The sequence below is a fragment of the Micromonospora sp. CPCC 205558 genome (assembly GCF_036902955.1).
Lineage (GTDB): Bacteria > Actinomycetota > Actinomycetes > Mycobacteriales > Micromonosporaceae > Micromonospora.
Genome location: NZ_JBAKHR010000001.1, coordinates 227,892 through 250,246 on the forward strand (window position 1 = coordinate 227,892; position 22,355 = coordinate 250,246).

The 22,355-nt window shown below is 70.8% G+C and carries 17 protein-coding genes; 9 read left to right on the forward strand and 8 right to left on the reverse strand.

Features of this window, described 5'->3' with window-relative positions; all coding sequences use genetic code 11:
* Positions 1-10: 10 nt before the first annotated feature.
* Both V6U86_RS00960 and V6U86_RS00965 read right to left on the reverse strand, forming a co-directional pair.
* On the reverse strand, positions 11-2,443 hold the full coding sequence (locus V6U86_RS00960; protein WP_334497301.1) for a non-reducing end alpha-L-arabinofuranosidase family hydrolase: 2,433 nt from the start codon (positions 2,441-2,443) through the stop codon (positions 11-13).
* Between the two features lie 480 nt (positions 2,444-2,923).
* A complete protein-coding gene (locus tag V6U86_RS00965) occupies positions 2,924-4,144 on the reverse strand; it encodes a PP2C family protein-serine/threonine phosphatase (protein WP_334497303.1) in 1,221 nt (406 codons plus the stop codon).
* A gap of 259 nt (positions 4,145-4,403) precedes the next feature.
* Here V6U86_RS00965 and lanKC point away from each other — a divergent pair, with 259 nt between their 5' ends.
* From lanKC to V6U86_RS00985, 4 genes are all read left to right on the forward strand, one after another.
* Positions 4,404-6,995 (forward strand): class III lanthionine synthetase LanKC, encoded by a 2,592-nt coding sequence (gene lanKC, locus V6U86_RS00970; protein ID WP_334497305.1) that lies wholly within the window; start codon positions 4,404-4,406, stop codon positions 6,993-6,995.
* A 5-nt stretch (positions 6,996-7,000) separates the two neighbouring features.
* Positions 7,001-7,120 carry a SapB/AmfS family lanthipeptide gene (locus tag V6U86_RS00975; RefSeq protein WP_013734295.1) on the forward strand — a complete coding sequence of 40 codons (120 nt, stop codon included), beginning with the start codon at positions 7,001-7,003 and terminating at the stop codon, positions 7,118-7,120.
* Positions 7,121-7,192: 72 nt separating this feature from the next.
* Positions 7,193-8,920, forward strand: a complete 1,728-nt coding sequence (locus V6U86_RS00980; RefSeq protein ID WP_334497324.1) for an ABC transporter ATP-binding protein — start codon at positions 7,193-7,195, stop codon at positions 8,918-8,920.
* On the forward strand, positions 8,917-10,680 hold the full coding sequence (locus V6U86_RS00985; RefSeq protein ID WP_334497326.1) for an ATP-binding cassette domain-containing protein: 1,764 nt from the start codon (positions 8,917-8,919) through the stop codon (positions 10,678-10,680). Before V6U86_RS00980 ends, V6U86_RS00985 begins: the two co-directional genes overlap by 4 nt.
* Positions 10,681-10,710: 30 nt before the next feature.
* Here V6U86_RS00985 and V6U86_RS00990 read toward each other — a convergent pair whose 3' ends face one another.
* From V6U86_RS00990 to V6U86_RS01000, 3 genes are all read right to left on the reverse strand, one after another.
* Positions 10,711-11,295 (reverse strand): response regulator transcription factor, encoded by a 585-nt coding sequence (locus V6U86_RS00990; protein WP_334497328.1) that lies wholly within the window; start codon positions 11,293-11,295, stop codon positions 10,711-10,713.
* Positions 11,296-11,416: 121 nt separating this feature from the next.
* Positions 11,417-12,022, reverse strand: a complete 606-nt coding sequence (locus tag V6U86_RS00995; RefSeq protein WP_334497330.1) for a response regulator transcription factor — start codon at positions 12,020-12,022, stop codon at positions 11,417-11,419.
* 202 nt (positions 12,023-12,224) lie between these two features.
* A complete protein-coding gene (locus tag V6U86_RS01000) occupies positions 12,225-13,259 on the reverse strand; it encodes a hypothetical protein (RefSeq protein ID WP_334497332.1) in 1,035 nt (344 codons plus the stop codon).
* Positions 13,260-13,523: 264 nt separating this feature from the next.
* Between V6U86_RS01000 and V6U86_RS01005 the strand changes: the two genes are divergently transcribed.
* The 5 genes from V6U86_RS01005 (at position 13,524) to V6U86_RS01025 (ending at position 18,365) form a co-directional block, all read left to right on the forward strand.
* On the forward strand, positions 13,524-13,913 hold the full coding sequence (locus V6U86_RS01005) for a GntR family transcriptional regulator (RefSeq protein WP_334497334.1): 390 nt from the start codon (positions 13,524-13,526) through the stop codon (positions 13,911-13,913).
* Positions 13,910-14,791: an ABC transporter ATP-binding protein gene (locus V6U86_RS01010; protein WP_334497336.1), complete on the forward strand. Its 882-nt coding sequence runs from the start codon at positions 13,910-13,912 to the stop codon at positions 14,789-14,791. Before V6U86_RS01005 ends, V6U86_RS01010 begins: the two co-directional genes overlap by 4 nt.
* Entirely contained in the window at positions 14,788-15,804 is a 1,017-nt protein-coding gene (locus V6U86_RS01015; protein WP_334497338.1) for an ABC transporter permease subunit, read from the forward strand. Before V6U86_RS01010 ends, V6U86_RS01015 begins: the two co-directional genes overlap by 4 nt.
* Before the next feature lie 137 nt (positions 15,805-15,941).
* Positions 15,942-16,703 carry a cyclase family protein gene (locus V6U86_RS01020; protein ID WP_334497340.1) on the forward strand — a complete coding sequence of 254 codons (762 nt, stop codon included), beginning with the start codon at positions 15,942-15,944 and terminating at the stop codon, positions 16,701-16,703.
* 12 nt (positions 16,704-16,715) lie between these two features.
* Positions 16,716-18,365, forward strand: coding sequence for a thiamine pyrophosphate-binding protein (locus tag V6U86_RS01025; RefSeq protein ID WP_334497342.1), 1,650 nt, complete (start codon positions 16,716-16,718; stop codon positions 18,363-18,365).
* Between the two features lie 440 nt (positions 18,366-18,805).
* Here V6U86_RS01025 and V6U86_RS01030 read toward each other — a convergent pair whose 3' ends face one another.
* From V6U86_RS01030 to V6U86_RS01040, 3 genes are all read right to left on the reverse strand, one after another.
* Positions 18,806-20,143, reverse strand: a complete 1,338-nt coding sequence (locus V6U86_RS01030; RefSeq protein ID WP_334497344.1) for a ricin-type beta-trefoil lectin domain protein — start codon at positions 20,141-20,143, stop codon at positions 18,806-18,808.
* 38 nt (positions 20,144-20,181) lie between these two features.
* Complete coding sequence (locus V6U86_RS01035) at positions 20,182-21,531, reverse strand: ricin-type beta-trefoil lectin domain protein (RefSeq protein WP_334497346.1); 1,350 nt, start codon at positions 21,529-21,531, stop codon at positions 20,182-20,184.
* A gap of 204 nt (positions 21,532-21,735) precedes the next feature.
* Positions 21,736-22,305, reverse strand: a complete 570-nt coding sequence (locus tag V6U86_RS01040) for a DM13 domain-containing protein (protein WP_334497348.1) — start codon at positions 22,303-22,305, stop codon at positions 21,736-21,738.
* Between the last annotated feature and the right edge of the window lie 50 nt (positions 22,306-22,355).

Genomic DNA, 22,355 nt, shown 5'->3' on the forward strand with positions numbered 1-22,355 from the left:
CGTTCGGTCGTCAGCGTTGCAGGGTCAGCAGACCCGGCCGGTACGGCAGGAGGCCGTAGTCACCGCCGGAGCTGGGGGAACGGCCCTGGTAGAGCAGTTGCAGGTTGCACGCGTCGACGGTCATGGTCTGGTCGGCGTTGGTCCGCAGCAGCTCACCGTGGCTGATGTCGTTGGTCCAGGTGGCGCCGCTGTTGGCCTTGCCCGCGAACGGGTTGCTCTCGGACGTGGCCTGCGGCGTCCACGAACCACCCAGGCTGCTGGCCGTGAACGAGCGGAAGTAGCGCCCGTTCGAGCCGATCGCCTCGACGATCATGAGGTACTTGTTCAGGCCCTGGAGCTTGTAGACCTGAACTCCTTCGAACAGGTTGTTCGTCGAGTCGGTCATGATCGTCGTGTAGTTCGAGCCGAAGCTGCCCGGGAAGTTCCCGATCGGCATGCTGGCCCGGTAGATCCGGCCGTTGTCACCGGCGAAGAACAGGTACATGTTCTGGTCGTCCCCGATGACCGCCTGGTCGATCGGGCCGGTGTTGGAGTTGGAGATGCTTCCGGTGAACAGCGTCTGCGCCCCGGACCACCCGTTCGCGTTCGTCGGGTCGCTGGAGGTCCGGTACGAGAACGCCGTGGGGCCCCACTGATAGGCCAGCACCCAGATGTTGCGCGGCGCGAAGTAGAACAACGACGGCGCGACGGTCGCCGAGTTCATCGCGTTCTGGCTGGCCGAGCCCATCTGCGAGTAGTTGGTGAAGAGGCCGAAGTTCATCGAGCCCCACGTGCTGCCGGTGTCGTGGGTGGTGGCGTAGACGAGTTGCTGCCCGTTGTACGGCGCGACGGTGAAGTCCTTCAGCGACACCCATCCCGACCTCGGCTGCGCGAGCGCGCCCGACGACGACCAGCGGTACGTCGAGGGGAGGTCGCACGTGCCACCGGTCGGCGGCGGCGTCGTGGTCGTCGGCGTGGGCGTGGGCGTCTGGGTGGTGCCGGCGAACCGGAACTGCTGGTTGCTCTGGCCGTGGCAGTCGTAGAGCTGGATCTGGGCTCCGTTGCTGGTGCTCCAGACGTCCAGGCATCGCCCGGACTGCACGCCGCTGATGGTGCCGTTGGAGTTGACGTTCCACTGCTGGTTGGTCGCGCTGTGGCAGCTGTAGATCTGGACGGCCGCACCGTTGCCGGAGCCTGCGGCGTCGAGGCACATGTTGCCGTACACCTGTAGTTGTTTGCCGGAGGTGTAGGTCCACGCCTGGTTGGTCTGCCCGTTGCAGTCGTAGAGCTGCACCCGGGTGCCGTTGGTGGTCGAGGCGTTGGGTACGTCGATGCACCGGCCGGACTGTGTCCCGACGATCTCGCTGGCCGAGCCGGGCGGGTTGGTGGGCGGGTTGGTGGGCGGGTCGGTCGGCGGGTTGGTGGGGCCGGCGCTGTTCAACGCCTCCAGGGTGGAGTTGTAGGCGGCCTTCTTGTTGCCGTTGCAGTCGAAGAGCAGCGGGGTGCCGCCGGAGCGCCACGAGTCACAGTCGCGCACCCCCCACACGGTGAGACCGTTGCAGCGGGCCACGGCAAGGCAGTCGTTGACCACACTGCGGTAGGTGTTGGCCTGGGTCGTGCCGGAGCCCTCGATGTCCAGCTCGGTGATCTGCACGTCCACCCCGAGGGCGGCGAAGCTGGACAGCGTGGTGCGGTAGTTGCTGTTGTACGGCGAGTTGGCGTTGAAGTGGGACTGGAAGCCGACGCAGTCGATCGGCACCCCACGAGACTTGAAGTCGCGCACCATGTTGTACACGGCCTGGGTCTTGGCCCAGGTCCAGTTGTCGGTGTTGTAGTCGTTGTAGCAGAGCTTCGCGTCCGGGTCCGCCGCGTCGGCGGCGCGGAACGCCGCCTCGATCCAGTCGTTGCCGGTGCGCTGCAGGTTCGAGTTGCGACGGGCGCCGCTGTTGCCGTCCTCGAACGCCTCGTTCACCACGTCCCACGAGTAGATCTTGCCGCGGTAGTAGCTGGCGACCCGGGTGACGTGGTTCAGCATCGCGCTGCGTAGCCCGCTGCCCTCCATGCTCTGCATCCAGCCCGGCTGCTGCGAGTACCAGGCCAGGGTGTGGCCTCGAACCTTCCACCCCCGGGAGAGGGCGTGGTTGACGATCCGGTCCGCGTTGCCGAACGTGAAGTTGTTCTGCTGCGGCTCGGTCGCGTCGATCTTCATTTCGTTCTCGGGAGTGATGGCGTTGAACTCCCGGTTGAGGATCGTGGTGTAGGCGCCGTCGTTGAGCTTGTTCGCGGCGACCGCGGCACCGAAGTACCTGCCGGACTGGGCTGCGGCGGCGCCGAGGGTACTCTCGGCGGCCTGGGCCAGATTGGGTAGCAGCGATACGACCAGGGCCAGAATTATCGCGGCCGTTCCGGAAAAAGCGAGCGTTCGTAGTCGGGTATGCCCGGTGGGACGGGTCCGGGAAGGCATGCTGATCCTCCGGTGGTGGGATAGGGGGAGCTCTGTCGCTGTTCGAGTGGATGGCCCCGCTGGGATGGCGGTGGCCACGAGCTGAGTCCGCCCGGGCGGGCCGGGGACTCACCTCAGGCGTCCGCCCGGACGCGAGTTCGTTCGGACTACCTGACCAGCGGGTGGAGGTGTGCGATGGGTGGGTCCGGTCGCCCGTTGGGAAGTGGTTGCGGGCGCTGGTCTCATTGGGTGGTGGACGTGGTCACCTGGCAGGGGGTGGGCCTGACGGTTGCGTGAGGCGCCTCCAGTGCGGAATGATCTTGTTAACGTTCACACTGATCGATGGCTCCCAGGCTGGCAGAAAATTCCCGGGTTTTCAACCGGTAGTTTCGGACCTGTTACGGATCAAGGCGCCACGGTCCGGATGCCTTCGCACGCACAGGAGCAACTAAAGGTCGGCCTGTCGGCAGGTCCATCGGGTGACAAGCTGCCCAAGCGGCATTAGCTCGATGGCGGTCGATGGCGGATGACCAGTAGGGCAATGTCGTCGTTCGGGTGTTCCACCGCCGTGGTGGCCATGATGTGGTCGCACAACGCCTCGGCCGGCCCGGACTGCACGGCCTCGGCGAGCCGCTCGATCCCGGTGTCGATCAGTTCGCTGCGGCGTTCGACCAGCCCGTCGGTGTAGAAGACGAGCGCCGCGCCCGGCGGTAGGTCCAGCACGGTGGTGCGGCGACTGCTCACTGGTCGGCCCACACCGAGTGGGCGGTCCACCGTCAGGCTGACGGGCTGGGTCGGACGGCCGGGGACAGCCAGCAGCGGCGGAAGATGGCCTGCGGAGGAGAGGTGCACCCGCGTGCGGTCGGGCGTGATCAGGGCGTAGACGGCGGTGGTGAGGGTGCCCGCCTCGAAATGGTGGATCTTGCGGTCGAGGGAGGTCAGTGCCTGGGCGGGGTCGTCGGAATCGAGGGCATAGGCGCGTAGCGCGCTGCGGATGCGCCCCATGACGACGGCAGATGGCAGCCCGTGGCCGGAGACGTCGCCGATGACCGCGCCCAGCCACCCCGAGGGCAACGTGAACACGTCGTACCAGTCGCCGCCGATGCCCAGGTCGTGGCCGGGTATGTACCGGGCGGCCAGGTCCAGGCCGGGGACCTCGGGTAGCCGGCCTGGAAGCAGGCTGTGTTGCAGAGCCAGCGCCGCCTGCCGGTCGAGGACCTGCGCTCGGGCCTGACCTGCGAGGCTGGCGCGATCGGCAACGAGCTGCAACAGCTGCACGTCGTCGGGACCGAACCGCCGCAGGGTCAGGGAGCCGACGTGGAGTACGCCGATGAGATTGCCGTTGAGGAGCATGGGCACGCCCAGTAGGACACGGATGCCCTTGGCGAGCAGGATGGGGTTGGCCACGTCGTCGGGCCCAACGTCGTAGATCGTGACCGGCGCACGTGTCGCCGCCACCCGGCCGGCGAAGCCGCGCCCGACCCGAATGCGGAAACCGCGGCGTACCTCCTCCTCCAGGCCCTTGGCCGCTGTCGCGACGAGCTCGCCGGTGTGGTCGTCCAGTAGCAGGATGGTGGCGGTGTCGACCTTGAGTAGGTCCCGGACCCGCTCGAGCAGCTCGTCGAGCAACTCGGCGATGTTCAGCCCCGACAGGGTGGCGTCGGTGATCGCCTCGATACGACGCAGCCGCTCGTCATTCGTCACCAGCTCAGCATCGGCCACCCAGGAAGCCTAGACGCCGACTCGCCACCGTCAGCGCGCCAGCAGCGAGATCAACAGTGTCGCGCCGCCGACGTGGGGCACGCCGCCCATGTCCTGAGCCGACCTGACCGCGGTCGTGCGGGCCTGACTAATGTCATGAGTACCTGTGCGCCCCGCATCGAACGTCGTGACTAAGCGCACTGGAGCCAGCGATGCCTGTCGATAAGACTCGATTCGACGCCGGAACAAGAGCCGGCCGAGTTCGAGGGGCGGCGGGACGGTGGACGAACGTTACGACAGCTACTGCGCCGCGGATCGGCTGTTCTACGACTCGCTCGGCAGCGCCGTCGCGCAGCCCGTCTTCCCGGCCGCCGACCGGCCGGTGCCGGCCGGCTGGCGCCGCGAACCGCTCGACGACTGGTTGATCTACGCGCCCGACGGCGGTTCGCTGCCGCAGCAGGGCTGGAAGATCCATGTGTCGGCAGGTCTGGCGAACGCCGAGCGGGTGCTGGACGCGGTCTGGAACTACTGCGTCCCTCGCGGCCTGTCCTTCAAGTTCCTGCGCGGGCCGCGCACGCTGCTGCTGCGCAACTCCAAGTACGCCGCCCGGGCCGCCAGCGGCAAGTTCATCACCGTCTACCCCCGCGACGACGCGGAGCTGGAACTGACCTGCAAGGAGCTCGACGAGCTGCTCACCGGCGAGCCGGGACCGTACATCCTCAGTGATCTCCGCTACGGCGCCGGCCCGGTCCACGTGCGCTACGGCGGCTTCGCCGCCCGCTACTGCCACTCTCCCGACGGCCAGGTGGTACCGGCGATCGAGGACGACTCCGGCACGCTGGTGCCGGACCGCCGTGAACCCGTCTTTCACGTACCGTCCTGGGTCACCCTGCCCGACTTCCTCGGCCCGCACCTGACCGCCCGCAACGACACCAGCACCAACGAGGTGCCGTACCGGATCGAGCGAGTGATCCACTTCTCGAACGGCGGCGGACTGTACGTGGGCAGGGACCTGCGTACCGACACCGAGGTGGTGCTGAAGGAGGCCCGGCCGCACGCCGGCCTGGACGCCGACGGTACCGACGCCGTCGCCCGGCTGACCCGTGAGGCGCAGGCCCTCCGGCAACTCGCCGACCTGCCACAGGTGCCGCGGGTACACGACGATTTCACCCTCGGTGAGCACCGGTTCCTCGCGCTCGAGTTCATCGAAGGTCGACCGCTGAACAAGGTGCTTGTCGACCGGTACCCGCTGATCGACGCCGACGCGACGGACGGCGACCGGGCAGCGTACGCCCGATGGGCCCGCCAGACCTACGAGCAGGTCGAATCCGTCGTGACGGCGATCCACGAGCGCGGCCTGGTCTACGGAGACCTGCACCTTTTCAACATCATGATCCGGCCGGACGACCAGGTTGCCCTGGTCGACTTCGAGGTGGCCGCCCCGATCGCCGGGCACCGCCGACCCGGGCTGCGCAACCAGGGCTTCGCGGCACCGAGGGACCGGACCGGGCCGGCGGTCGACCGGTACGCCCTGGCGTGCCTGCGGTTGGCGCTGTTCCTACCCCTGACCCAGCTGGTCCGGCTCGCCCCGGCGAAGGTCACTCACCTGGCCGACATCATCGCCGCGAACTTCCCGGTGCCGAGGTCGTTCCTCGACCCGGCGGTCGAGGAGATCACCGGCGACTCGCCGGTCACCACGGCCCCCCGAAACGGCGCGGACGACTGGCCCACCACGCGTAACCAGCTGACGACGGCGATCGTGGCCAGCGCCACTCCCGAACGCGACGACCGGCTCTTTCCCGGTGACATCGAACAGTTCCGTAGTGGCGGCCTCAACCTCGCCCACGGGGCGGCGGGAGTGCTGTACGCGCTCCACAAGAGCGGCGCCGGACGGTGGCCCGAGCACGAAGACTGGCTGGTGCGACACGCGACAGCGCCCCCGTCCGGCACCCGCTGTGGCTTCTACGACGGGCTGCACGGTGTCGCCTACGCACTCGATCACCTCGGACGCCGGCAGGACGCGCTGGACGTTCTCGACATCTGCCTGCGCGAACCCCTGGACGGACTCGACCACAGCCTGGCCAGCGGATTGTCGGGGATAGCGCTCAACCTGGCCGAGCTGGCCGCGCGCACCGGGGAGGCCTCGTTGCACGCCGCCGCGTGGCGGGCCGCCGACCAGGTGATCGGGCGGCTCGCCGACGACCCGGGCCCGGACATCAGCGGCGGGCGTAACCCGTACGCCGGGCTGCTGCGGGGCCGGACCGGACCGGCGCTGATGCTGTTGCGGCTCTACGAGCTCAGCGGAGACGACGAGCTGCTGGGGCACGCCGCCACGGCACTGCGTCAGGATCTGCGTCGGTGTGTGCTGCGCCCGGACGGTGCACTGGAGGTCAACGAGGGTTGGCGCACCATGCCCTACCTGGCACACGGCAGTGTCGGCATCGGTCTGGTCCTCGACCAGTACCTACGCCACCGGGCCGACGACCAATTCGCCGAGGCGAGCGCGGGGATCCGCCGCGCGGCACGCTCACCGTTCTACGCACAGTCCGGGCTCTTCGCCGGCCGGGCCGGCATCATCGCCTACCTCGCCGCCTCGACCGACGAGGTCGACCGCCGCGAGCTCGGCGCGCAGCTGGATCGGCTGGCCTGGCACGCGCTGCCGTACCGGGAGGGGACCGCGTTCCCCGGCGAGCAGTTGCTGCGGCTGTCCATGGACTTCGGCACCGGCACCGCCGGCGTGCTGTACGCGCTGGCCAGCGCGCGGCACGACCAGCCGCCGGTGCTGCCCTTTCTCGCGCCCCTGCCGGGCGCGCAGAGACTCCCTCGCCACAGCGAGGGTGACCTGATCGGCGAACGGATGGAAGGGAGGTGAACGACATGGCGCTTCTGGACCTCCAGGGCCTGGAGATGGCTCCGGCCGACCGCACGGGTGGCGGTAGCCGGGCGAGCCTGCTGCTCTGCGGCGACAGCTCGCTCTCCGTCACGACCTGCAACTGATCCACGCACACGTGGGGCCCTGGGTGGGTAGACGTGCCCACCCAGGGCAACCGTGTACCAACGGGAGGACCGATGCCGACGTTCGCCATGGGGGACAGGCTGCTCCGGCAGACGGTCCTGGCGGGCGGCGGCTGGACCGCCGGACTCGCCGCGGTCGCGCTGCTCGGCGCGGCCGCCGAACTGTTGCTACCCGCGGCCCTCGGCCGCGCCGTCGACGCCGCTCTCGGCGGCGGTTCCGGCTGGTGGGCGGTGTCCGCCTGCGGCCTGGTCGTCGTCCTCATCTGCGTCGACACGCTGACGGACCTGGCCAGCGGGTTCGGCGCGGCCCGCGCCACCGCGGGGCTGCGCCGGCGCCTGCTGCGTCACCTGTTCGGCTTGGACGTCCGCGCCACCCGCCGGCACCCGGTGGGTGACCTCGTCGGCCGGTTGGTCGGCCAGACCGCCGACGCGGGACAGGCCGGCAACGCTGTCGTCCTGGCCATCGTGGCGGTGCTTCCGCCGCTCGGCAGCGTCGTCGCGCTCGCCATCATGGAACCGGTCCTCGGGGTCACCCTGCTCGCCGGTCTCGGCCTGCTCGCCGTCCTCATGCGCGCCTTCGTGGCCGACGCCTCGGCCGCGACCGCCGGGTACCAACGGGTGCTCGGCACCATCGCCGGGCGGCTGCTGGAGTCGCTGACCGGTGCCCGCACCATCGCCGCCGCCGGCACCACCCGTCGTGAGGAGGCCCGGGTGCTGGCCGCCCTGCCGGAGCTGAATCTGCACGGCCGGCGCACCTGGGAACTGCTGGCCCGGGCGAGTGCCCGCACCTCGGCCGTGGCGCCCCTGCTGAACCTGAGCGTCATCGCGGTCGGCGGGTACGCCCTGACCACAGGCTGGCTCACGCCGGGTGAACTGGTCGCCGCCGTCCGGTACGCCGCCATGGGCGCCGGCCTCGGCGCGGTGCTCGCCACCCTGAACCACCTGGTCCGCAGTCGCGCGGGAGCACACCGGGTCGCCGAACTGCTGACACAGCCCGCCACGCCGGCGGGCGATCGACGGCTTCCACCCGGTGGTGGCGCCCTGCGACTACGGGGGGTGTGCGTGCACGCCGACGACGGCCGACCCATCCTGGACGGCATCGACCTGGACGTTCCTGCCGGCGCCACCGTGGCCGTCGTCGGCGCCTCCGGTGCCGGCAAGTCGACCCTGGCGGCCGTGGCGGGACGGCTGTACGACCCCGACCGCGGAGAGGTGCGCCTGGACGGTGTGCCGCTGCGGGACCTCGACGAGACCGCGTTGCGCCGAGCCGTCGGTTACGCCTTCGACCGGCCGGTGCTGATCGGCGCGACCGTCCACGACGCGATCGGCCTGGCGCTGCCGGTCGACTCGGCAGCGCCGCCAGCCGATCGGAACCCGGCCACGCCGGCAGTGTTGCGGGCGGCCCGCATGGCGGCGGTCGCCGACGTGATCGAACGTCTGCCCGGCGGTTACCGCACTCCGCTGGTGGACACACCGCTCTCCGGCGGCGAGACCCAACGCCTCGGCCTGGCCCGCGCGTTCGCCGCCGAGCGGCTGCTCATCCTGGACGACGCGACGTCCAGCCTCGACACCGCGACCGAACACCGGATCACCGAAGCGGTGGTCGGGCGGGCTGGGGAGCGTACCCGACTGGTCGTCACCCACCGGACCGCGGCGGCCGCGGCGGCCGACCTCGTCGCCTGGCTGGACGGCGGTCGGCTGCGCGGCCTGGCGCCGCACCGACGACTCTGGGCCGACCCGGACTACCGTGCTGTCTTCCAGCCGGCCGGCGGTGGGTCGTGAGCCGTTCCGGCGTACGCCGGGTGACCTGGCGGGCGCTGCGGGCCCGCCGGCGGGAACTCGCCGGGCTCGGCGGCTGGTCGCTTGTCGAGTCGCTGCCCGCGCTGCTCGCCGGCTACCTGGTCGCCCGCGCCGTCGACGACGGCTTTCTGGCCGGACGTCTCGTCACCGGCCTGGCCTGGTTGGGGGTCCTCGCCGTGGCCGTGCTGGTCGGCGCGGTGGCCACCGGGCGAACGTACCGGAGCCTCGGCGCCGTGGTCGAGCCGTTCCGCGACGAGGTGGCCGCTCAGGTGGTCCAGGGTGCGTTACACGACGCCACCCGGGCGGATGGCCGCCCGGACAGCGCCGCCGTGACCCGGCTGACCCACCAGATGGAGATCGTCCGCGACACCTTCGCCGGTCTGCTGATGGTGACCCGCGGTTTCCTCTTCTCCGCCGGCGCGGCCCTGCTCGGCCTGCTCGCCCTGGCACCGGTGGCGGCGGCGCTGGCCGCCGCGCCGCTGCTCGCCGGTCTGGTCGTGTTCGTCGCCGCGCTGCCGGCGATGGTCACCCACCAGCGCGCCTACGTCCGCGCCGGTGAGCAGCTCGGCCAGTCGGCGGCGACCGCGCTGGCCGGTCACCGGGACGTGCTGGCCTGCGGCGCACAGACCCGCGTGACGGCCGACGTGGCACGTTGGGTGTCGGCGCAGGCCGCCGCCGAACGCAGGCTCGCCCGGATGGCGGCGATCCGCAGTCTCAGCCTCGGCATCGGCGGCTGGCTGCCACTGCTGGTGCTGATGGTGACCGCCCCCTGGCTGGTCGAGCGTGGGCTCACCGCCGGCGCGGTGCTGGGCGCGCTGATCTACGTCTCCACCGGGCTGCAACCCGCCCTGCACACCCTGGTGCAGGGCCTCGGCGGCGGAGGGCTCCGCTACGCGGTCACCCTGGAGAACATCCTGCGCGCCTGTCCGGTCTCCGACGACCAGGGCCCGTCGACCCCCGCCGGTCGGCCGCCCACCGGTCCTGCCGGACGCTCCCCAGCCGTCGAGGTCCGGGGACTGACCTTCGGCTACGGCCCGCGCGCCCGGCCCGTGCTGCAGAACTTCTCGCTGACACTTGCCGACCGGGACCATCTCGCCGTGGTGGGCCCGAGCGGTGCGGGCAAATCCACGCTGGCCGCGTTGATGGCCGGTCTGGTGCCACCGCAGGCAGGCACGGTCCGCCTGTCCGGCGCGACGGTCGCCGAGGTCGATCCGGCCGCACTCGCCCGGATGCGCGTGCTGGTGCCTCAGGAGGCGTACGTCTTCACCGGCAGTCTCGCCGACAACCTCCGCTACCTCCGGGCGGACGCCGACGAACACACGCTGGAGGTCGCGCTCGACGAACTCGGCGCGCGTCCTCTGGCGACCCGGCTGGGTGGCCTGGGCGCCCTGGTCGCGCCGGCCCTGCTCTCCGCCGGCGAACGGCAGCTCATCGCGGCCGTCCGGGCCTGGCTGGCACCCGCCCCGCTGGTGCTCCTCGACGAGGCGACCTGTCACCTGGACCCGGTGCTGGAGGCGACGGTCGAGGCGGCTTTCGCCCGGCGGCCCGGCAGCCTCGTGGTGATCGCGCACCGGATCAGTTCCGCGCTGCGAGCCGATCGGGTGCTGGTCCTCGACGGCGACGAGCCCGTGGTGGGGACGCACGACCAGTTGTTGGCCCGCTCGGTCACCTACCGGGCGCTCGTCGGCTGCTGGGACGACTCGGTGGTGCCGTCCCGTGCGGCGTCGGCCCGGCCGGGCTGAAACCCCGGGGATCCGTGCCGGCTGTGCCGGTCAGATCCACCCCGCCTCGCCGGCCATCCGCACGGCCTCCACCCGGGTGCGGGCGCCCACCTTGCGGGCGATCCGACCGAGATGGTTACGCACGGTGCCGCGGGTGAGCCCGAGCGACACCGCCACCTCCGCGACCGGCGCCCCCGCGGCCGTCAGCCTCAACACCTCCGTCTCGCGGCTGGTCAGCGGGCTGTCCGAGCGCAGCGCCGCGACGACGAGGTCCGCGTCGAGCACAGGCTCCCGGCGGGCGAGCCGGCGGATCCCGTCGATGATCCGCTGGGGGGCGGCGTCACTGCGTAGGATGCCGACCGCCCTGGTCGGGCAGAGCATGCCTCGCAGTCGCCGCGCCCGATGCGGGTGAGCCAGCACCAGGACGGGGCACAGGCCGAGGCGGCCGGAATCGATTCCCTCGACGAAATCGAGGTCGGCCACCATCACGTCGGGGCGTTGGGCGTGGACGGCTGCGGAGACCTCGTCGCCGCGATCCACCTCCGCCACGACACGGATGTCCTCCTGGGCGGCGAGGACGAACGACAGCGCGCCCAGAACCAGGGCCCCGTCCAAGGCGAGCAGGGTACGGATCACGATGAACCTTCCCGTACTCCGATTGAAGATCACTCAACGTCAATATTCAAACACGCATCCGACGGGTCCGCACGGCGACGGGTGCGGGCCCGGACATCTCCGCCCGACCCGCACCCGACGGCTACAGCCAGCCGTTACGCCGCGCGCGCGACACCGCCTCCAACCGATTGCGAGCCCCGGTCTTGCGCAGAATCACCGACAGGTGATTGCGGACCGTCCCGTGTGCCAGGTAAAGACGGACGGCGATCTCCTTCAGGGGCAGACCCTCGGCCGCCATCCGCAGCACGTCCATCTCCCGCGGCGTCAGCGGCATCTCCGGAGGGCTCAGCACCGCCACCGCCGCAGCCGGGTCGATCGCGCGCTCCCCGGCCGCGAGCGCGCGGATCGCCCGCACCAACTCGGCCAGCGGGCTGTCCTTCCCGACGAGGCCGCGCGCGCCGGCTGCCAACGCCGCCTCCACCAGGGCGGGGCTCCACCGAGGGCTCATCGCCAGCACGGCGGCGTCCGGCGCCTCGACGTCGATCCGGGCGACCACCTCCACCGGGTCGGGCAGCTCCGGCGTCAGTGCCAGCACCACCACCTGCGGCCGGCACCGCCGGACCACCGTCAACAGCTCGCCGACACCCTCGACGTCGGCGACCACCTCCATGTCCTCCTCTCGTGACAGCGCGGCGCAGAGCGCCCCGCGAAGCAGACCCATGTCCTCGGCGACAACAACGTGGATCACCACGTCTTCTCCGATCTCAGGTGCGCGTCACGACGGCCATCGATCCCGGAGCGTCCACGGGTTGGTCAGGGCGGTCGTGCGCGACAGACGGGCAGGCACCGGCCCGCGGCGCCGTCGCGGTGGACGGGCGCGGGCACTGATCGACCGGCCGACGGGTGGAGCAGGCCGTGCGGGCCTGCCACCGGGGTCGGTCGACCCGCGCTCAGCCCGGGCGGGCGATCGCAGCCGGAGTGCGGCTCTCGACCAGGAGCGGCACGAGATCGCAGGGCTGTGCGGCGCTGAGGTGCGACTGCCGGTCCACCGGCCAGACCAGCCCCGGCCCGGGCTTCGATCGATCGTCGACACCGGCGGCGTCCTGATCGACGGGCGCGACGGGTCGGCCCGAAAACGCCTGCTCCGCGACCACCGGTTCCGGGGGTACGGCGAGGTGCGCCGCCGGAGCCGTGGGACGCGCGGGGCCGACGACGAAGATCGGCGATGGCGCGGCCGGGATCGGCGGCGTCGCGGCGGGTACGGGAGCCAGCGCCGGAGCCGCCGGTGGCATCGGACCTGTCGGTACGGGAGCCGGGGCGGTCACCGGCACGGCGGTCGGCGCACGCACTGGGGGAACGGGCAGTGGAGGTGTAGCCGCCGGAACGATCACCGCGCCGAGAACCGGTGGTAGCACGGCATCGACGACATGCAGGACCGCCGTGACGGCGGGCCGGATCGGCACTGTGTTCACGAGGTCGACGACGTACGGCAGTGGGGCGGTGATCAGGCCCACCACCGGCGAATCGCCTGGTCGGTGTGCCACGGGTGGGTCGGGGACGGCGGTGGCTGACTGTCGCGGTGATTCAGCGGCCGGCCGCGACCGGTCGGTGCGGTGTGCCGCGCGTGCCAGGGAGGCCGGCCGGAGCCTTTCGGGCTCGGACGCGCCGGCTGGGGCGGATGCGTCGACCCGGGGCAGCGGCGCGGCCGCGGGCGAGGCGTCCTGGCTGGGGCGCTGCGCGACCGTGAGCCGCAGGACCGGCTCGACCAGCCCGCCGATCTCGCGACGCGGCTCAGCATCGGACCCGCCGCGGATCCCGTCGGCGGCAGCGGGGCCCTGAAACAGGGCGGCCACCACGAAGCCGGCCCCGACGGCGACCGCGATCAGCACGATCCGCCGGGCGAGCCTGCGCAACCGGTCGGCGGCAAACGGCGCGGATCGGCCGGGCGCGGATGTCGGCGCGGTTCCGTTGACGGGACTTTGCACGCGGGCACGATCCCTTCTTCTGGATTGCTGACCCATAGTAGCGGTGCCCTCACGGAGTCGCATCCGGTGAGGTGTGCGCTCGTCGTCAGGATGCGACCAGGCTCTGTCTGATGTGGATTCGGGGGTGGTCGGGGGAGCGCGTGCTGGCTCCGGCCACGGATCTGGCGGGCCCGCCCTCGCTCGATGCGAAGTGACGTCATTCGCTAGCGATCGGCGCAAGCCATGCCCTATTGTGCTAGGTACCTAGTAGAACGGGGTGGCGAGATGATCGAGTTTCACCTGGACTCACGGTCCGGGGTTGCGCCGTACATGCAGCTCATCCGACAAGTACGGCACGCGCTCCGGCTCGGGGTCCTGAACGAGGGCGACAAGTTGCCCACCGTCAAGGAGGTGGTGGCCCGGGTCGCGATCAACCCGAACACGGTCTCCAAGGCGTACCGCGAGTTGGAGTACGAGGGCCTGGTCATGGCCCGGCCAGGGCTGGGCACGTTCGTCACCCGCAGCCTGGGTGGCGACTCGCTGAGCAAGCACGAGCCGCTGCGGCAGGACCTGACACGCTGGCTGACCGAGGCTCGGGAGGCGGGCCTCGACGACGAGAGCATCGAGGCGCTCTTCCTCAGCAGCTTTCGGGCTTTTTCGGAGGCCCGAGCATGACTAGTGCCCTGATCGCGGACCGCCTGACCAAGCGGTACGGGCGACGCTCCACCCTGAAGGACTGCAATCTGGACATTCCCGCCGGGCACGTCGTGGGCCTGGTCGGGCCGAACGGCGCCGGCAAGTCCACCCTGCTGCAACTGGCCTGTGGGCTGCTCGATCCGACCGCGGGGCGGATCGAGGTGCTCGGCGTGCGGCCGGTCAGCGGGTCGCCAAGGGTGGGGTTCGTCGCACAGGACACCCCGGTCTACACCGGCCTGACCGTCGCGGACCACCTACGGATGGGCGCGCACCTCAACCCGTCCTGGGACGCCGCGCTCGCCGAGCGGCGGATCGCCCAGGTCGGCCTGGACCCGGCGCAGAAGGCGGGCAAGCTCTCCGGCGGCCAGCGCGCCCAGCTCGCCCTGACCGTCGCCGCAGCGAAGCGGCCCAGTCTGCTGCTGCTCGACGAGCCGGTGGCGGCACTCGACCCGCTCGCCCGGCGCAACTTCCTGCAGGGGCTGATGGAGTTGACCGCCGAGCAGGGCATGAGCATCGTGATGTCATCGCACCTCGTTGCCGACCTGGAACGGGTCTGCGACCACCTGATCGTGCTGGTCGCCTCGCAGGTGCGGGTGGCCGGCGATGTGGACGACCTGCTTGCCACCCACCACCGCCTGGTCGGGCGTCGACGCGACACCGCCGACCTGGGCGCCGGGCGTGCCTTGATCGAGCAGAGCCACACCGACGCGCAGACCACGCTCGTGGTGCGCAGCACCGCGCCGATCGCCGACCCGTCCTGGCAGGTCGACCGGCTGGACCTGGAGGACATCGTGTTGGCGTACATGAGCGAAGCCACCAGCGACGGGCCGGACCGGGTTCTGGAGGGACAGCGATGATCTGGATGACCTGGCGGCAGTTCCGGACCCCGGCCCTGGCCACCGCCGCCCTGGTGCTGGCGCTCCTGGGCGGCCTGGCGCTGACCTGGGCGGAGGTGACCGAGCTGGCCAGTCAGACCGGGTACACCGGCTGTCAGGGCGACGCCTGCCGTTCCGCCGGCGAGGCGTTTCTCCAGGCGTTGCAGCCGGGGTGGGCGAGTGAGTTCCACATCGCCGCCATCGGGGCCCTGTACCTGCTGCCCGCCCTGGTGGGCATCTTCTGGGGTGCGCCGCTGGTGGCCCGGGAGTTGGAGTCCGGCACGTACCGCATGGTCTTCAGCCAGTCCGTCAGCCGGAGCCGCTGGCTGCTGGTCAAGCTGGCGGTCGGCGGCGCTGCCGCCGCGCTCGGCGCCGGCCTGCTCAGCCTGGTGCTGACCCGGTGGGCGCAGCCCATCGACGGGGCCTCGGCAGACCGGATGAACCCGTTGGTGTTCGCGGCCCGGGGGATCGTGCCGGTCGGCTACGCGACGCTGGCCTTCGTGGTGGGTGTCGCCACCGGGCTGCTGCTGCGGCGGACCCTCGCCGCGATGGCGGTGACCCTGCTGGTGGTGGTCGGCCTCCAGCTCGCCGCGCCGTTCGTGGTGCGCCCCTGGTTGGCCCAGCCGCTCACCACGGTCGGCCCGCTAGATGTGGACGGGAGGTACGGGATCTCGATGAGCACCGACACCGGGCAGATGACACTCCACGTCGAGCCGGACCGCCGGGGTGACTGGGTCATGTCGAGCACCGCGATCACCTCGACTGGAACGGAATTCAGTGGGCCGGCCGACATGACCCAGTGCGGCCCGACTGCGGCCCGCCACCGTGAGACCTGCCCGAGATGGCTGGAGAAGCAGAACCTCAGCCTGAAGGTGACCTACGTGCCCGGCTCGAAGTTCTGGGCCCTGCAATGGCGGGAGTTCGGCGTGCTGATCGCGTTGACCGTCGGGCTGTCCCTGCTCTCCCTCTGGTGGGTTCGCCGCGGACTGGCGTGAACGGCAGCCGGCGGGGGCAGCCGATCGTCTGCCCTCACCGGTCTGTCGCCGGGCGCTGCCGCTCATCCGACGGCAACACGCCAGGCGGTGTAGGTCGATGCTCCATCATGGAGCGAGAGCGGGTGTACCGTCGCCGCATGACGGTGCTGCAGGAGTTTGTCGCCGCTCTTTCCAGCGGCCGGATCCAGGTTGTCGACCTCACCGCTCCGCTCTCGGACCAGACCCCGATCCTGGGTCTGCCCGAGCAGTTCGGCCAGACCTGGCCGTTCCAGCTCAGCGAGATCAGCCGGTACGACGACCGCGGTCCAGCCTGGTACTGGAACAACTTCTCCACCGGCGAGCACACCGGCACCCACTTCGACGCCCCGGTGCACTGGGTCAGCGGTCAACAGGGCGCCGACGTGTCACAGGTCCCGGTGAGTCAGTTGATCGCCCCGGCGGTGGTGATCGACCGTTCCGCCGATGCCGCCGACAACCCTGACTTCCTGCTCGAGGTCGAGCACGTCAAGGCGTGGGAGGCGGAACACGGGGCCCTGCCCACCGGTGGCTGGCTGCTCTACCGCACCGGCTGGGACGCGTACGGCGACGACCCGCAGCGGTACGCCAACGGCGGGCGTACCCCGGGCATCTCCGTCGAGTGCGCCCGCTGGCTGGCCGAGGAGTCGCCCATCCAGGGCGTCGGAGTGGAGACGGTCGGGACCGACGCGGGCGCCGCGCATTCGTTCGACCCGCCGTTCCCGTGCCACTCGTTCCTACTCGGCCAGGACAAGTACGGCCTGACCCAGCTCCGCAACCTGGGGCAGTTGCCGACGACCGGCGCGGTGGTGATCGCCGGCCCGCTGCCGATCGTCTCCGGCTCCGGGAGCCCGTGCCGGGTCCTCGCGCTGGTCGAACGGTAGACCGGGCCACCGATGCGGGTAGCCGAGGTGGTCGGGCGGGTTCTCTACGAACACGGCGCGCGGCACGTCTTCGGGGTGGTCGGCAGCGGCAACTTCCACGTCACGAACGCGCTTGTCGCGGCCGGCGCCCGGTTCGTGGCGGCGGCCCACGAGGGCGGTGCGGCGAGCATGGCCGACGGGTACGCCCGCACCTGTCAGACGGTGGGTCTGCTCTCGGTGCACCAGGGCCCCGGTGTCACCAACGCGTTGACCGGCCTCACCGAAGCCGCGAAGAGCCGTACCCCGCTGGTGGTCCTGGCCCCGGAGGCGACCGTGCCGCGGTCGAACTTCTTCATCGACCTGCCGGCACTCGCCGCCGCGGTCGGGGCCGACTTCCATCGGGTACGCGCGACGCACGCGGCCGAGGACGCGGGCGCGGCGTACCGGGCCGCCGAGCGGGGCGCGACAGTGGTGCTGGGCCTGCCGTTGGAGGTGCAACACACCGGGACCGAACCGTGGTCCGGCCCGGTTCCCACGGTCGCGCCGACCCCGATCGCAGCCCCGCAGGTCGAGCCGTTGCTGGCCGCGATCCAGGCCGCACGCCGCCCGGTCTTCATCGCGGGTCGGGGCGCCCGGGCGGCCCGCGACCCGCTGACCCAGCTCGCCGACGCGTGCGGCGCGCTGCTCGCGGTCTCGGCCGCGGCGAAAGGACTGTTCGCCGGTAACCCGTGGTACCTCGACGTGGCCGGCGGCTTCGCCACCCCGCTCGCCGCCGAGCTGATCGGCGCGGCGGACCTGGTCGTCGCCTGGGGCAGCACGCTGAACATGTGGACCACCCGGCACGGCGAACTGATCCCGCCCTCCGCCGTCGTCGTTCAGGTGGACCGCGACCCGGCCGCGTTCGGGGTGAACCGCCCGGTGGACCTGGCGGTGGCCGGTGAGGTGGCGGCGGTCGCCGAGGCGGTCCTCGGTCGACTGGGCGACCACTCCACGGCGTCTGTGGACGGCGGGTGGCGTACGCCGGAGCTGGCACAGCGGATTCGCGACCACGGCCGGTGGCGGACGGTCCCGTACCGGGACGAGGGTGCGTCGGCGCGGCCCGGCACCCCGGCGACGATCGACCCGAGGACCCTCTCGGCCGCCCTGGACGACCTGCTGCCGCCCGACCGCACGGTGGTGGTCGACTCGGGCAACTTCATGGGTTACCCGTCGATGTGGCTCGACGTGCCGGACGTGGCCGGGTTCTGTTTCACCCAGGCGTTCCAGTCGGTCGGGCTCGGTCTGGCCAGTGCGCTCGGCGCGGCGGTCGCCCGACCGGACCGGCTCACCGTCGCCGCGGTCGGCGACGGTGGCTTCGTCATGTCCGCGACCGAGTTGCTCACCGCCGTCCGGCTGGCGCTACCCCTGCTCGTGGTGATCTACGACGACGCGGCGTACGGGGCCGAGGTGCACCACTTCGGCCCGGACGGGCACCCGTTGCAGACGGTCACCTTCCCCGAGACCGACCTGGCCGCGATCGCCCGTGGTTACGGTTGCGACGGGTTGACCGTCCGGACCGTCGATGATCTCGGACCGGTACGCCACTGGCTCGCCGGTCCCCGTACCCGACCGTTGGTGATCGACGCCAAGGTCAGCGCGGCGCGCGGATCGTGGTGGTTGGAGGAGGCGTTCCGCGGCCACTGAGGTGTTTGTCCGCGCAAGGTCCGTCCCGCGGCGCGCGAGCCCGGCAGGTCGCCGGGGGCCGTTTGTTGGTCGAGCCGCAGGGTAGATGGGAATTCATGACATCGCCTGAGCAGAGCCAGCAGGAGAGAGCCCTCGAAACCGGCGCGGTGTATCAGGACGCCGAGGGGCGTCGAACGACGGATCCACGCTCCGGTGCTGCGAACGCCGACAGCGAGGCCGACCGCAACGCGGAACACCTCAGGCGGGGCGAGGTCGGCCCGCGCGTGCCGGAGGAGTAGCCGTCCGGGGGCGTGCGGCCGTGTCTGTGGTGCTACCCGTCCGGGCGTTCGGTTTCTGCCGCCCTCACCGCCTGACGGCAGACGCGCCGCCCGGGACAGGTCCCGAGCGGCGCGTCTGCGACGCAGCGTGAGGTACTAGGGCCAGTCCCTACGAAACGGGCCCTAGTTGCGCGCGCTCCACTGCTGGTTGGCGCCGCCGTGGCAGGCCCAGAGGTGAAGTTGCGTGCCATTGGCGGTGCCGGAACCGACGGCGTCGAGGCACAGCCCCGATTGGGCTCCGGTGATGGTGCCGTTGGAGTTCACATTCCACTGTTGGTTGGACTGGCCGTTGCAGTCCCAAATGATCACCGCGGTGCCGTTGCTGCTGCCCGCTCCGCTGGCGTCCAGGCACTTGTTGCCGTAGACGGTCAGGGTGCGGTTGGCGGTGTGGGTCCAGCGCTGGTTGGTGCCACCGTGACAGTCCCACAGTTGTGGGCGGGCGCCGTTGCTGGTGCTGGAGTTGGGGATGTCGATGCACCTGCCGGACTGGCCACCGGCGATCAGCACGTTCTGCTGCCCGGCCGGCGGGGTCGTTGGCGGGGGAGTGGTGGGCGGCACGTCGGAGCCGAACTGGGTGAAGAACCGCCACACCTCCTGCTTGACCCAGCTCCGCGCGCCGCTCTCACAGCCGGCGCACCCGTCCACCGGGCCTTGCTGGTGGCCACCGTCGAACGCGGCCCAGAGCACCGGATATCCGGGCTGGCAGGAGTACGCGGTGGTGATGTGGGTCAGGCTGCCGGCCCTCGGCTCCGGCGGGTTCTGCGCGGCGCAGCCGTTGTTTCGGACGAACCTGTCGCGCAGCGATCGTCCGCTGGGGATGTTGTCGTTGATACCGTGAATGCCCAGGTAGGCAACGGGCTGGGTGCCGCCGCTGCATCCGCTGATCGCCCCCGGGGCCGCGATTGCGGCGACCGCGCGGAACACCGTCGGCCGGGAACACGCCAGCGAGTAGCTCATCGCGCCGCCGTAGCTGAACCCGACCGAGAAACGTTGTGTGGTGTCGACGCAGAGGGCGTTGTCGATCACGCGGATCATGTCGTCGGTGAAGGTCACGTCCTCACCGTTGGAGTTGCCCCAACCGTTGTTGAGGCCCTGCGGGGCGACGAAGATCGTGCTGTTGTTCGCCTGCGAGAGCATGCCGTAGTAGGCCCACGCTGCCCCGTCGGTTCCGCCCGACGCGACCTGACTGGCGGTGCCGCCCAACCAGTGGAACCCGAAGGCCAGCCGGTGGGCATAGGTGTTGTTGTAGTTGTCAGGCAACCGAAGGATGAAGCTGCGGCTCTTCCCGCCGCTCTGGATGGTGTGCGTGCCGCTGTTCAGCCCGGGCGCCTTGCCGCAGCCGGCAGTGGTGGCCGCGGACGCGGGTGCGACGGTCGTGACGACGTACATTCCGACGGCGACCAGAACCATGACCGCCATGGCCGCCCCCAGCCAGGGGGTGGAGTGTCTGCGAAGTGGCACAGCTGAGCCTCCTTGTGCGTGAATGACCCTCGCCGCGCTCAGCTTCGGCTCCACCGTTGGTTGGCCGCGCCGGTGCAGTCCCAGATCTGGATGCGGGTGCCGTTGGCCGTGCCGTTGCCGACCGTGTCCAGGCACCGGCCCGAACCGACTCCGGTGATCGAGCCGTCGGCATTGAGCCGCCACTTCTGGTTGGACTGGCCGTTGCAGTCCCAAATGATCACCGAGCTGCCGTTCGCGGTGCCGGCGCCGTTGACGTCGAGGCATTTGCCGCCGAAGACGCGCAACTCCTGGGCGGCGGTCGAGGTCCATGACTGGTTGCTCTGGCCGTGGCAGTCCCAGATGATCGCTGCCGCGCCGTTGGCCTGGGAGGCGCCGTTGACGTCCAGGCACCGTCCGGAGGACGTGTTGCGCAGGGCCGACGGGCCGCTCGGTGGCGGGGTGGTCGTCGGCGGCGTCGTGGGATCGGTGCTACCGAACTGGGTGAAGAACCTCCACACCTCGCCCTTGGTCCAGGTCCTCGCGCCGCTGTCCCCGCCACCGTCCACCGGGCCGGGGGTGTGCCCGCCGTCGAAGGCGGCCCAGACCACCGGATAGCCGGAACGGCAGCCGGAGTAGGTGGTGGTGATGTGCGTCAGGCTGCCCGCCCTCGGCTCGGGCGGGCTCTGCGCGGTGCACCCGTTGTTGCGCACGAACGTGTCACGCAGGGACCGTCCGGCGGAGACGTTGAGCACCGAGTCGCCGATGCCGTGGATCCCCATGTACGCGACCGGCTGGGTGCCGCCGCTGCACCCGCTGAGCTGCCCACCGGAGTAGACCGCGACGGCGCGGAAGACACCTGGTCGGGAACAGGCCAGCGAGTAACTCATACCGCCGCCGTAGCTGAACCCGAGCGCGAAGCGCTGCGTGGTGTCGACACACAGATCCGCCTCGATCAGGCTGATCATGTTGTCCACGAAGGTGACGTCCTGGCCGCCGGGGTTGGCCCAGCCGTTGCCGTTGCCCTGCGGGGCGACGAAAATGGTGCTGTTGTTGGCCTGTTGCCGCAGCCCGTAGTAGGACCAGGCCGCCCCGTCGGACCCGCCGCCGTCGACGTCGTTGGCGGTGCCGCCGTTCCAGTGGAATCCGAAGATCAACCGGTAGGCGTGGTTCCTGTCGTAGTTGTCCGGAATCCTCAGGATGAAACTACGGTTCTGACCGCTGCTCTGGATGGATCGTTGACCGCTGGTCAACGTGGGCGCCTTGCCGCATCCGGCGGTCGCGGCGGCCGCTGACATGTCAGCGGCCGATGCGGCGCTGCTCAGGCCACCGGCCAGTGCCGCCGCGCTCACGGTCACGACGACAGCCGCAGCCGTCGCGAGCAATCCAAGGATGGTTCTACGTCTTGTCATGAAGGGGCTCCCGCCACTCGGCACCAACTGGTTGAAAGGGGCCCACGGCCACCCGCGCACCGCAACGACACGCCATGCAGGTCCGATCGCCGGGCGGTGCCGGGGGCACCAGGCTCGGCGTCGAATCGATTCGCATCGACGCTAGATTGGGCAGTGAAAGATGTCAATGCCATGTCCGGCAGGTTGCGGCCCGGGTGACCCCGGTCAGGCGATCGTGAGCTCGGCCGCGCCGAAGGAGACCGCGAATCGCTTGCACCAGATGGCGACGCTTCGGAACTCGCGTGGATCAACCGACGCTGGCAGGTCGTACACCTGGTTGCCCTTGTTGCCCTTGAGCCTTGCCAACTCGACCCAGTCGCCATCGTCGAACACCCGCCAGCCGGCCGTGCCACGGATGACCGGTTGGTCGGTGAGCCACACCCGCAGGTCCGGGCCGTTCGACGTGTTCAACTCTCGAATGACCAGCTGGTGGCGCCCATCGGCGAGCCGGTGAATCTCGGCGCTGCCGGTCGTCCGGTGCTCGTGGGTGACGAACTCGCCGGCGGTCAGGATCTCGTTCGCCGCCGGGGTGGCTGCCGAGGCCGCGGGAGCCGGCGTCGGAGCCGTCGGGGTCGGGGTGGCCGAGGTCGCCGCCACCCGGGGAAGCGCATCGTCGACGTAGGTGTCGGTGAACAGCCTCCACGGCTGGAACCAGTAGAGGGCCAGAATCACCACGACGACAGCGGCAGCGACACCGGCCCGGGCCACCGGCGACCGGAACATCCGTTTCCCCACCCCCGCAGCGTACGGCCGCAGGTTGTTGTCGAACGGGTCGCGAACCTTTC